The sequence below is a fragment of the Acinetobacter sp. YH12128 genome, from assembly GCF_013418655.1.
GTDB lineage: Bacteria > Pseudomonadota > Gammaproteobacteria > Pseudomonadales > Moraxellaceae > Acinetobacter > Acinetobacter amyesii.
Window position 1 is genome coordinate 1 of sequence record NZ_VPBO01000024.1, and the last position, 12,199, is coordinate 12,199.

Sequence of the window (12,199 nt, forward strand, 5' to 3'; positions counted from 1 at the left end):
AGCAAGTAACTTGGACCAGTGTTGATCATTTAGCATTGTTCGAGGCATAGCGAGTGTAAAATTGGGTTTGGCGATTTAATTTTACTATCTCGCTATTTTTTTAATCAACAAATGTCAACAGACCCTACTACTTTTCTATTCAACCCGATCAATCTCAAAGCCCAATATTGCTTTAGCCATCATTGATGTATCTTTTTCTATATATAAAATTCAAAATATTTCTCAGTTCTTTTTATTCTAAGTTCAAAGTCATACAAAACATCTAAATTGAAAGCTTATAAAGAGTGAAAATAGAAAGTTCACTGTATTTATATCTGCATCTAAATGAAAAGAATCTATTGAAAACACGATTATAAAAGTCATGCACCAAAATAGTGGAGCTTGGAAACTTAATAGAACATTTATCCTTTTGTACTGGCTAAATAAAATAGGCAAATGATTGATAAAATATATTAAGATATTGAAAAATAAATAATAATTAGAGTTGGCATGATGTGTGCAACACAGTATTCAAACTTGGATACAAGAATGAGCACATCAATGAACTCAATAAAAACTTTAGGCTGGACCTTAGCGGAATGGAAAGCGGCCTACACGAATAACACAATTCAACTTGAAGACTTATATGCCTTGGTCGAGCAATTTGATCGCGTAGACCCAGCATGGATTTCCATTGCATCTATAGAGCAATTAACTTCTCAGATTAAAGCTTTAAAACAAATTGAAAATGCTACGGCCTTACCTTTATTTGGTGTGCCTATTGCAGTGAAAGACAATATTGATGTGGTGGGCTTTGCATCGACGGCTGCATTTAAATTATTTACGGACATTAAAACTGAAGATGCCTCTGTGGTGCAGCGCTTAAAACAAGCAGGTGCCATCATTGTAGGTAAAACCAATTTAGATCAATTCGCTACTGGTTTAGTCGGTACGCGTTCGCCATTTGGTGCCGTGCCGAATACTGTTAATCCTGACTATGTAAGCGGTGGTTCAAGCTCTGGTTCAGGCAGTGTAGTAGCACGTGGTTTAGTCCCGATTGCACTCGGTACAGATACTGCAGGTTCAGGACGAATCCCTGCAGCTTTCAATAATATTGTCGGTTTAAAGCCGACCAAAGGTCGCTTTTCAAATACAGGCTTATTGCCTGCCTGTAAGAGCTTAGATTGCATTTCAATTTTTGCCTTAACCGTCGCTGATGCGACTGCTGTGGCAGATGTTATGGAAGGTTTTGATGTAAGCGACAGCTATTCACGTGTGAATCCTGCAACAGCGCCTGCAACGTTCAGCGCACAATTAAAGTTAGCCATTCCAAAACAATTAGAATTTTTTGGCGATGCTCAATCGGCGGATGCATTTCAGCAAGCACTGACTAAATTAAAAAACTTAGGCGCAGAACTGACAGAAATTGATTTCAGCGCTTTTAGTCAATTGGCGAGCCAACTTTACCAAGGGTCATGGGTCGCAGAGCGTACGGCAGCCGTAGCTGAAATTTTAGACAGCCATGCAGATGACTTTGATCCAACAGTTTTAGAAATTATTCAAAAAGGGCAGCAGTACACTGCGGTGGATGCTTATAACGCCGAATATTTAAAGCAAGATTTGGCACGCCAAATTCAGCAAACCTTAGCGCAATTTGATGCTTTAGTGGTGCCAAGTTCGCCAACCATTCACACACTGGCTGAAATGGCAGAAGCGCCAATTGAAAATAATAGCCACTTTGGCACCTATACCAACTTTACTAATTTAGCTGACCTCAGTGCCATCGCTGTTCCTGCAGGCTTTCGTGCCGACGGGCTGCCTTTTGGAATCACATTCATTGCACCGGCTTGGCACGATACGGCTTTAGCAAACTTTGCAGAAAAATGGCAAAACCATCTGAAATTACCGCTGGGTGCAGTAGCGAAAACATTGCCTGAAAAAGCTTCAGTCATTTCTGCACCATCTGCACAGCATTTTCGCGTTGCAGTCGTAGGCGCACATCTCACAGGTATGCCACTCAATTTCCAACTGACAACACGTCAAGCCGTGCATGTCGAAACCACAACCACTTCTGCTGATTATGCCCTCTATGCACTGCCGGGCACTGTACCGCCGAAACCAGGTTTAGCACGTCAGGAATCGGGTCAAAAAATTATTGTCGAGCTTTGGGATATTCCAAAAGCACGCTTTGGTGAATTTGTTGCTGAAATTCCAACACCACTTGGTATGGGCAATGTCGAGCTTGCCGATGGACGTTGGGTGAAAGGCTTTATTTGTGAACCTTATGGCCTAAACGGTGCAAAAAATATCAGTGAATTTGGCGGCTGGCGCGCCTATATCCAATCACTGCAAGCAACAACAGCAAAATCAAATTAAAAAATTCGGGGAAATAATCATGTTTAAAACAGTGTTAATTGCAAACCGTGGTGAAATTGCTGTTCGTGCGATTCGTACATTAAAGAAACTCGGTGTTCAGTCGGTTGCCGTGTACTCAGAGACAGACCGTTATGCACAGCATGTGTTAGATGCAGATGTAGCGGTTTCACTTGAAGGTGTTAAACCTGCAGAAACTTATTTAAGTATTGAAAAATTGATTCAAGCAGCCAAACAAACCGGCGCTGAAGCGATTTTCCCAGGTTATGGTTTTTTATCTGAAAGTGCCGACTTTGCCCGTGCATGTGAGGAAAATGGTATCGCCTTTATGGGGCCAACGGCTGAACAAATTTTAGAGTTTGGTTTGAAGCATCGTGCACGTGAATTGGCGGCTGCAGCCAATGTACCTATGACACCGGGCACAGGTTTATTGGCAAGTTTGGATGAAGCGCTCGCATCTGCTGCAGAGATTGGCTATCCCATCATGCTGAAAAGTACTGCGGGTGGTGGCGGGATTGGTTTAACGCGCTGTGATGATGAACAATCATTAAAAGATGCGTATGAAAGTGTAAAGCGTCTAGGAGAGCAGTTCTTTAAAGATGCGGGTGTGTTTCTTGAACGTTTTGTCGATAAAGCCCGTCACGTAGAAGTACAAATTTTTGGTGATGGTTTAGGTCAAGTCGTTGCTTTTGGTGAGCGTGATTGTTCCTTGCAGCGCCGTAACCAAAAAGTCGTTGAGGAAACACCTGCACCGCATTTACCAGAAGCGACCCGTCAAAAATTGCACCGTGCTGCCGTAGAGCTCGGTCAATTGGTGAAATACCGCAGCGCGGGCACGGTTGAGTTTATCTATGATGCTGCCCGTGATGAAGTGTATTTCCTTGAAGTGAATACCCGTTTGCAGGTTGAACATCCAGTCACTGAAATGGTGACAGGATTAGATCTGATTGAATGCATGCTCAAAGTGGCAGCAGGTGATGCTTTGGACTGGGAAAAACTCAGCAATATTCAGCCCAATGGCGCTGCCATTGAAGTGCGAATTTATGCGGAAGACCCAGTGAAAAACTTCCAGCCAAGTCCGGGTGTACTCACGGATGTGTATTTCCCTGAAGACATCCGTGTGGATACGTGGGTATCTACAGGCACTGAAATTTCACAATATTTTGACCCGATGATTGCCAAAATTATTGTGCATGCAGCAGACCGAGACAGTGCGATTGCTAAGCTAAAAACAGCCTTGGCTGAAACCCGCCTGAATGGCATCAGTACCAACTTAGACTATGCGCATACCGTAGTGTCCGATGCACGCTTTGAAAATATGCAAATCTGGACACGTCTGCTGGATGATTTTAAATATGTGCCAAATGTAATTGAAGTGCTGCAACCGGGAACGCAAAGTACGATTCAAGACTATCCGGGGCGTGTGGGCTATTGGGATATTGGTGTACCGCCATCAGGCCCAATGGACGATTATGCATTTCAGTTGGCTAATCAAGTTGTCGGTAATCCAAAATCGGCAGCAGGTTTTGAGTTTACCTTACAAGGGCCAAGTCTTAAATTTCATGCCGATAGTATCGTAGCCCTTGCAGGTGCGCCATGCAGCGCGACTCTAGATGGCGTGAATATAGACTTTTGGCAGCCTATCAGTATCAAAGCCGGGCAAACTTTGGCGCTCGGACAAGTTGAATCGGGTTGCCGTACTTATCTTGCAATCCGCAATGGGTTAAATGTACCTGAATATCTAGGCAGCCGTTCAACCTTTGCATTGGGTAATTTTGGCGGTCATGCAGGACGAGTGCTGCGTGCAGGCGACATGATTAAAATGGTTAATCCAAGCCTGCCTTTAGATGGATTGGAAGTTGCTACAGCATCACCACAAGCTTTGGCAGCAGAGCGTATTCCAAGCTATGGCAAAGAATGGAAAATTGGCGTGCTGTATGGTCCGCATGGTGCACCAGATTTCTTTAAACCTGAATATATTGAAGAATTTTTTGCTTCAACATGGAATGTACACTTTAACTCAAACCGTTTAGGTATTCGCCTAACAGGCCCGACACCAAGCTGGGCACGTGAAAATGGCGGTGAAGCAGGTTTGCATCCATCCAATGTGCATGACTGTGAATATGCTATTGGGGCGATTAACTTCACTGGTGATTTTCCCGTGATTTTGGCTAAAGATGGCCCAAGCCTCGGTGGCTTTGTTTGCCCAGTCACCATTGCCAAAGCAGAACTTTGGAAGATTGGTCAACTTAAGGCAGATGACAGCATCAGTTTCTATCCGATGAGTGTGGAACAAGCCAATGCCTTGGAAGTTCAGCAAATTGCCGATATCCAAAACTTTGCTCAAGCACCTGAAAACTCAGAGGTGGCAAATTTTGAATGTAAGCCTGAAGGGATATTGGCTGTGCGTGAAGCTGATGCACATGCGCCAAAAGCGGTGTACCGTCAGGCAGGTGACAGTTACATCTTGCTTGAATATGGCGAAAACGTCCTCGATTTGGCTTTACGCTTACGTGTCTATCGTTTGATGCAGCTGATTCGTGAAGCGAACATTGATGGCATCTTAGAGCTTTCTCCAGGTGTGCGTTCACTGCAAATTAAATATGATGGATTGCGTTTCAGCCAAGCGAATTTGATCCAGTTTTTATTGGGACTCGAAAATGAGATGGGCGATTTGAGCCAAATCAAAATTCCATCACGAATTATTCACTTGCCGATGGCATTTGAGGATTCGGCCACTTTAGGGGCTGTAGAACGTTATCAAGAAAGTGTCTGTGCAAAAGCGCCTTGGTTGCCAAATAACGTCGATTTCATTCAGCGCATTAATGGCTTAGACAGCCGTGAGCAAGTCAAAGACATCATTTTCGATGCCAATTACTTGATTTTAGGTTTGGGCGATGTGTATTTAACTGCACCTTGTGCTGTGCCAATTGATCCACGCCATCGTTTACTCAGCTCGAAATATAACCCTGCACGTACGTTTACCGCAGAAGGCACAGTTGGTATTGGTGGAATGTACATGTGTATCTATGGCATGGACTCACCAGGCGGTTATCAATTGATTGGTCGTACCTTGCCTATTTGGAATAAGTTTAAAAAGAACAAGCAGTTTAGCGATCAGCAATGGTTCTTACGTTTCTTTGACCAAATTAAATATTATGAAGTGACTGAAGCTGAACTGGATCAATTCCGTGCCGACTTTGCCAATGGTGTGGCTGAAATCAAAATTGAAGAAACAGAGTTTGATTTTGCAGCTTATCAAGCCTTTTTAGAAACAGAGAAAGACAGTATTGCCGAATTTAAAGCACAGCAGCAGCAGGCATTTACAACTGAAGTTGAACGCTGGAAAGATGAGTTCGATGCACCTGCGGAAATGGAAATCCTGCAAGATGATACCGACTATAGCCAATTTGCAGCCTTGAATGCGTCGATGACTGGCAACATTTGGAAAATTTTTGTCGAAGCTGGACAGTCTGTGAAGAAAGGCGATACTGTAGCCATTATTGAAGCGATGAAAATGGAGCTTCCAGTCTATGCCGATGATGACGGTATCGTGAAAGCGATTATTTGCCGTGCAGGACAAACGGTACATAGCGGTGAGCCGCTGGTTTATATGGAATAAATATGACCTCAGCCATTGTTGGGAAAAGCTCAGACAACTTGTCTGAGCTGGTTTTCCAAAAAATAAAAAACGATATTTTTGATTTCCAGCTCAAACCGGGCGCACGTTTTACCGAATCTGAAATTGCCGAGTTGTATGAAGTGAGCCGTACACCCGTACGTCAGGCTTTATACCGTTTACAGCAAGCTGGCTATGTAAGAGTACATTTTCGTAGCGGTTGGGAGGTGAAGCCGCTGAACTTTAAAGCTTATGAAGAACTGTATGATTTAAGGATTTTGCTGGAGTGCTATGCCATTGAGCAACTTTGTAAAATGGAATCAACTCAGCTCAAACTGGCTTTACAAGACTTAGTAAATGTGTGGTGTATTCCGCCTGAGCAGTTTTTGCATGATTTAAAAACTTTATCGATGCAAGATGAAGCATTTCACTGCCAATTGGTTGAGGCAATCGGTAATAGTGAAATGGCGAAAGTGCATCGGGATGTCAGTGAAAAAATCCGTATTATTCGACGTTTAGACTTTTCTAAAGATTATCGAATAGAAGCCACTTATGCAGAGCATCAACAGATTTTACAATTGATCCTTGGACATAATGTGACAGTGGCATTGGAGAAAATGCGCAGCCATATTCAGCAAAGTAAAAAAGAGGTGAAAAAAATTACTTTGGAAATGTTGGCACGAATGGCATAGAAGTATTTTCAAAAGATCTAGCTCACGATAAGCCACGGTAGTGTATTTTACGAGTCAATCTGTGTCGTTCAAGTAGCGCTTAGAGCTACAAATATCTGTATTCATTGGTTAATATGATGGAGAAAAATAAAAAAGACCACGAAGGGGAGATTCTTTATTTCAACTTTAGAAAACGCGATTTCTTTGGCGACTGAACGCCATTTCGGACAAGTCGATAAAGCGGGTCAAGCTTATATTCAGCATCCACTTCGTGTGATGCAAAATGTGCAACATCCCGACGCTAAAATCGTCGCTGTATTACATGACATTTTAGAAGATACAGAGACAACGACGGATGAGCTTCATGCTTTAGGTTTTCAAGCCCATATTATCGACGCAATACAGGCACTGACTAAAACAACAGGTGAGAACCGATTTCAAGCTGCGCAGCGTACTGCTAAAAATGCAATAGCGTGTGAAGTGAAACTCAGTGATTTACACGACAATATGGATTTGTCTCGCTTAACTTTGGTCACAGCAAAAGATCGACGTCGTTATCAACAATATTTAAAAGTTAAACGTAGATTAGATCGTGCTCGGAGCGTCCATTTACATCTGATCGAATTAAATCTAACAACAGATTATCCGAGATTTCAATTTCAAAGTTCACAGCAAAATTTTCAGTATCTGCTCAATGCGATGTTTGATCTAGAGCATTCATTAGGTGGCATTCAGATTGGAAGTCCACAGGAATGGTGGATTTTATTTGAAGATGTCAGTGCATATTTTGCATATTGCCAAAGAATGGGAGTGGTTCCCAAGCAGGCAATATTCTTAAATTTAATTTTAACCATAGATCGAGACTATTTCGGGGGCATCTTTCAAACTGAACAAGATCGGCAATTATTTGCCTCTATGTTTTGCGTCTTTATGCAAAATCATTTTTATCGCGTGGAAACTGAAGGCTGATTAGATAGATTGCATCAGCAATAGAATAAAATCACCTTTGATTGATGAATTTTATCTAGATAATTAGATGCTGAGTGTCATTTAAGAATATCTCGAAATGCTTGATTTCGAGACTTTTAAAGTGATTCCATCCATTGACATCTCCAATAAAACATTTGGCCATGCTTGCTGAACCTTATGCCTCAATCCTACATGGCATCATGGTGGCTGCAGGATTTATCATTCCAACTTTGGTGTTGATGTGGTTGTATCAACGCAGTGAACGCCTAAGCCAAGCGGCATAAAAAAAGCCCTCACATTTGAGGGCTTTTTCGTTATTTTACTTCGGGTAAATCAAACCAAATCACTTGAGCATCTTCAAGCGCTTCAATTTTGCTAGCTTCTAGAAAGGCGATTGCGCCACCAGCTTCAACGGTATGTTCAGCAATTTTCACTGAGCCTGAAATGACATGCACATAGTTAATGTGTTGTGTTGCTTCAATGTCTAAAGATTGACCTTTAGAAATGACTGCTGTTTTCACTTCAGCTTGTTGGCGAATATGCATCGGTGCATTGTCATTCGGTCCAACAATTAAATGCCATTGATTGGGTTGATCACGTGGATCGCATTTAATTTGTTGATAGGTCGGCTCTGCATCACGTTCGTTTGGAATGATCCAAATTTGCAATAAATGAACATCTTCATCACCTTGGTTCATTTCACTGTGACGAACACCAGTTCCCGCGCTCATCAGCTGCCATTCACCCGCAGAAATGCCACCATGGTTGCCCATGCTGTCTTTATGCGTAATGGTGCCTTTTAACACACAGGTCAAAATTTCCATGTTGTCATGTGGGTGTTGACCAAAACCTTCATGTGCTGCAATTAAGTCATCATTAATTACACGAAGCGCACTAACGCCCATGTATTTCGGGTCATACCAGTTACCAAAAGAAAAGCTGTGTTTAGACTCAAGCCAGCCCATTTTTACGTGACCACGGTTTTCACTTGGATGTAAAAAAGCATTCATGGCATTCATCCTTATCTTAATTATTGAACATATGCCTATTTTAGGATTGAACTAAATAGTGATATATAGTTTTTTAGCGACAATTCATCCTATTTTTGCAACGCTCAGCCAAGATAGAGTTTTTTGTTATACATAAAGGCGCAACTATAAAAAAAGCCTGCACGAAGCAGGCTTTTTTAAATATGACTAAAATTATTCTAAGAATTTAACAGTCACACCAGATTTCACTTTCTTACCTAAATCATTTGCATCCCAGTTAGTCAAACGAATACAACCGTGTGATGCTGTTTTAGAGATAGCAGATGGGTTCGGTGTACCGTGAATACCGAATGATTTTTTGCTCAAGCCAATCCAGATATTACCAACAGGACCATTTGGACCAGGTGGTAAAGACAATGGTTTTCTGTTGTTGCCTTGAACAAAGTTAGAAGGTGAGTAGCTGTACCAAGGATTTGGTGCAACACCTGTAACTTTGTATGTACCTGTAGGTGATGGCGTATCTGAACTACCAATCGTTGCAGGGAATGAACCGATCATTTGGTTGCGGCTATTAAACAAGTAAAGTTGTTTCGCGCCTTTATGTGCAACGATTAAGTGAATATCTTCAGGAACTTCGTTACGAATATTCGCAACTAAGATTTTTTCACCAGCTTTTTTAAATGTCGCTTTTGGATTCAACTTTTTCAAAAAGTCTTCGTCCATGTGGAATTTTTCACCCAACATTTCAGTCACACGTGTGTAGTACAAGCCTTTCATTTTTGCTTGTAATGCATAGTCGTGTGGAATTGATGCTGCATAAGGACCTTTCAAGTCTGCATCAGTCAACGTGTATTCAATGAATGCAGGTTTAGAACCTTGTTTCGCAATCAGCGCATCCCAAGTTTCTTTAGTTAAAGTCCCTGTAGGTTTCAACCCATTCATTTGTTGGAATGAAGCGATCGCCTTTAGGGTATTTTTACCACTGGTACCATCAATTGCACCCGGTGAAGCATGTGCATTATTGAGCATGACATGCGCACGTGCATAAACAGGGAATTGACCTTTACCAATGTTGTCATACCACTGAGCATTATTTAGGTCATTTAAACCCCAAGCAACTTTGGCAGCAGGCGAAGTTGGTGTTGGAGTTGTAGCAGTCGCTGTAGCAGGTGCAGCACCGATGTCGGCTTTAACATCTTCTGATTGTTGCAAGCTGTCTAAAGTTTGCGATGCTTGGTTCAGATCTTCTTGTTCTTGAGCGCTAATCTGGCTAGTTGCAGATGAAGCTTCAGTCGCTAACGGATCAATGGGATCCTGAACTGCAACATTAGTCACTTTTTTTGGCGTTAATGGTTGTTCAGCAGTAGATGCGGCAATAGCTGTACCAGCAAATATGCAACTTAGGCTCAGTGCGAGCATGGTGCGAACGAACATGTAATTCAACCTTAAGAATTATTCATTTACTGTGTATTAAAAACTGGCTAAGTATTACAGAAAAAAAGTGGAGATGCAGTAGTTGTTTTGTGTAAATATCATTTTTGGTACTCAACATGATCGGTTTTTAAATGCTTGAGAAGTTATTATATTTACAACCTTTTTGATATGATGATGTGAATATCGAATTAAGTTGGGAAAGTGAATGACGACCTTAAAAAATGATCGTTTCTTGCGTGCCTTATTACGTGAACCGGTAGATGCCACTCCGGTTTGGATGATGCGTCAGGCTGGCCGTTATTTACCAGAGTATCGTGAAACACGTGCAAAAGCGGGTGATTTCCTATCCCTTTGTAAAAATACAGAATTTGCTTGTGAAGTTACTTTACAACCTTTGCGTCGTTATGACTTAGACGCAGCCATTTTATTTTCAGACATTTTGACTGTACCTGATGCGTTGGGTTTAGGACTGTATTTTGAAGCAGGTGAAGGTCCGAAGTTTCATAAAACTGTACGTACCGAACAAGATGTACTGAATTTACCTAAGTTTAATGCCAAATCTGACCTAGATTATGTCATGAATGCAGTGACTACGATTCGTTCAGCGTTGGGCGGACAAGTTCCTTTGATTGGCTTCTCAGGCAGTCCTTGGACACTGGCAACCTATATGGTGGAAGGCGGTTCAAGCAAAGATTTCCGTTTTACGAAACAAATGATGTATGCACAACCTGAAGTGCTGCATGCCTTATTAGACCGTTTGGCTGTGGCGGTGACTGAATATCTCAATGCGCAGATTGATGCAGGTGCCCAAGCCGTACAAATCTTTGATAGTTGGGGTGGGGCATTAGCACACCGTGAATACATCGAATTTTCACTAAACTACATGCAAAAAATCGTGGCAGGTTTACAGCGTGAAAAAGATGGACGCAAGGTTCCTGTGATTTTGTTTACCAAAGGTGGTGGTCAATGGTTAGAGCCAATGATTGCAACGGGTGCAGATGCCTTTGGTTTAGATTGGACTACGCCATTAAATGTGGCGCGTCAAACAGTTGCAGGCCGTGCAGCATTGCAAGGCAACTTAGACCCAGCAACATTGTATGGTTCGCCTGAAGCGATTGCGAAAGCGACGCGTGCCATGTTAGATGATGCATATGCCAACGGTGAAAAAACTGGTTATGTGGCGAACTTAGGCCATGGTATTACCCAGTGGGTAGATCCAACCAATCCGAAAGCCTTTATTGATACGGTACACGAATATAGTGCCAAGTATTTATAAGGCTTTAGGGAAATTGGTTTAGGATTCAACCGTGGTCAAGATGATAAAATCATGTTTTGAGTTCTCTTATAAGGCAGCTTCGGCTGCCTTATTTGGGATATTACTGCTGATCGCTTTTGCATTCACTGCAGCAATGGGAAGTCAGGAATATTTTGGCTTTTTCCGTTATGACTATTTATTGTTTTATGCACTGATCATTCAAGTGTGTTTACTCTGCTTAAAACTCGAGTCTTGGGCGGAAGCCAAAGTCATAGCACTGTTTCATATCCTTGCAATGGGGATGGAAATATTTCTGACCCATCCACATATTGCCTCATGGCAATATCCGCAGCCTGCGATTTTCAAATTGCTGACTGTGCCATTGTTTGCAGGTTTCATGTATTCGGCGGTGGGGAGTTTCTTTGCACGTTCGTTACGTCTATATCAGGTGTCGTTCAGTAACTTACCGCGTTTTGGCAATATGCTGTGCTTAGCCGTTTTGTCATATCTTAATTTTATGACCAAATTTTTTGTGCCAGATATTCGTATATTTTTGTTTGCTTGGAGTGTGGTGATCTTTTGGAAAACTAAGCTCAGTTTTCAATTACAAAATTATGTGATTCAGTTGCCGATGTTACCAGTACTGTTGATTTTGGCATTTTTGATTTGGATCGCAGAAAATATCAGTACTTTCTATCAAATTTGGTTATATCCAAGTCAGGTCGATGCATGGCATATGGTCGGTTGGGGGAAACTCGGTTCTTGGTATTTGTTGCTATTACTCAGTTTGGTTTTAGTGCTCAAAATTCTTGGAAAACGTGATGAAAATGGTACTTGGTTGCTCAAAAAATAGTGAAAAAGAACGTATTATTTTTAGCCAAAAGTTTTAGATGAAAATGTTTTGCCTTAT

The 12,199-nt window shown here is 41.8% G+C and carries 8 protein-coding genes and 1 pseudogene; 7 read left to right on the top strand and 2 right to left on the bottom strand.

The window, feature by feature from the left end; genetic code table 11:
- The first annotated feature begins 540 nt into the window (after positions 1–540).
- The 5 genes and pseudogenes from atzF to FTU64_RS12770 all read left to right on the top strand — a co-directional run bounded on the left by atzF (position 541) and on the right by FTU64_RS12770 (position 7,895).
- Positions 541–2,355 (top strand): allophanate hydrolase, encoded by a 1,815-nt coding sequence (atzF, locus tag FTU64_RS12750; protein WP_180059933.1) that lies wholly within the window; start codon positions 541–543, stop codon positions 2,353–2,355.
- A gap of 19 nt (positions 2,356–2,374) precedes the next feature.
- A complete protein-coding gene (gene uca / locus FTU64_RS12755) occupies positions 2,375–5,974 on the top strand; it encodes an urea carboxylase (RefSeq protein WP_180055000.1) in 3,600 nt (1,199 codons plus the stop codon).
- Positions 5,975–5,976: 2 nt separating this feature from the next.
- Positions 5,977–6,663, top strand: coding sequence for a GntR family transcriptional regulator (locus FTU64_RS12760; RefSeq protein ID WP_180055001.1), 687 nt, complete (start codon positions 5,977–5,979; stop codon positions 6,661–6,663).
- 156 nt (positions 6,664–6,819) lie between these two features.
- Positions 6,820–7,221 (top strand): annotated as a pseudogene (locus FTU64_RS12765) (guanosine-3',5'-bis(diphosphate) 3'-pyrophosphohydrolase); the annotation flags it as partial.
- A 524-nt stretch (positions 7,222–7,745) separates the two neighbouring features.
- Complete coding sequence (locus FTU64_RS12770; RefSeq protein WP_180055003.1) at positions 7,746–7,895, top strand: hypothetical protein; 150 nt, start codon at positions 7,746–7,748, stop codon at positions 7,893–7,895.
- 30 nt (positions 7,896–7,925) lie between these two features.
- Here FTU64_RS12770 and FTU64_RS12775 read toward each other — a convergent pair whose 3' ends face one another.
- Positions 7,926–8,621: a pirin-like bicupin family protein gene (locus tag FTU64_RS12775; protein ID WP_180055005.1), complete on the bottom strand. Its 696-nt coding sequence runs from the start codon at positions 8,619–8,621 to the stop codon at positions 7,926–7,928.
- Positions 8,622–8,813: 192 nt separating this feature from the next.
- Positions 8,814–10,034 carry a L,D-transpeptidase gene (locus FTU64_RS12780; RefSeq protein ID WP_180055007.1) on the bottom strand — a complete coding sequence of 407 codons (1,221 nt, stop codon included), beginning with the start codon at positions 10,032–10,034 and terminating at the stop codon, positions 8,814–8,816.
- 205 nt (positions 10,035–10,239) lie between these two features.
- On the opposite strand from FTU64_RS12780, the gene hemE reads away from it, so the two are divergent.
- Positions 10,240–11,310 carry a uroporphyrinogen decarboxylase gene (hemE, locus tag FTU64_RS12785; RefSeq protein WP_180055009.1) on the top strand — a complete coding sequence of 357 codons (1,071 nt, stop codon included), beginning with the start codon at positions 10,240–10,242 and terminating at the stop codon, positions 11,308–11,310.
- 40 nt (positions 11,311–11,350) lie between these two features.
- Positions 11,351–12,142 (top strand): DUF817 family protein, encoded by a 792-nt coding sequence (locus FTU64_RS12790; protein ID WP_180055196.1) that lies wholly within the window; start codon positions 11,351–11,353, stop codon positions 12,140–12,142.
- Positions 12,143–12,199: the final 57 nt, after the last annotated feature.

Bases quoted from the DNA above. Each gene is read 5' to 3' on its own strand.
- FTU64_RS12760 (WP_180055001.1), top strand. From the start codon at position 5,977: ATGACCTCAGCCATTGTTGGGAAAAGCTCAGACAACTTGTCTGAGCTG.
- FTU64_RS12775 (WP_180055005.1), bottom strand. From the start codon at position 8,621: ATGAATGCTTTTTTACATCCAAGTGAAAACCGTGGTCACGTAAAAATG.
- uca (WP_180055000.1), top strand. From the start codon at position 2,375: ATGTTTAAAACAGTGTTAATTGCAAACCGTGGTGAAATTGCTGTTCGT.
- FTU64_RS12780 (WP_180055007.1), bottom strand. From the start codon at position 10,034: ATGTTCGTTCGCACCATGCTCGCACTGAGCCTAAGTTGCATATTTGCT.
- atzF (WP_180059933.1), top strand. From the start codon at position 541: ATGAACTCAATAAAAACTTTAGGCTGGACCTTAGCGGAATGGAAAGCG.
- FTU64_RS12790 (WP_180055196.1), top strand. From the start codon at position 11,351: ATGATAAAATCATGTTTTGAGTTCTCTTATAAGGCAGCTTCGGCTGCC.
- hemE (WP_180055009.1), top strand. From the start codon at position 10,240: ATGACGACCTTAAAAAATGATCGTTTCTTGCGTGCCTTATTACGTGAA.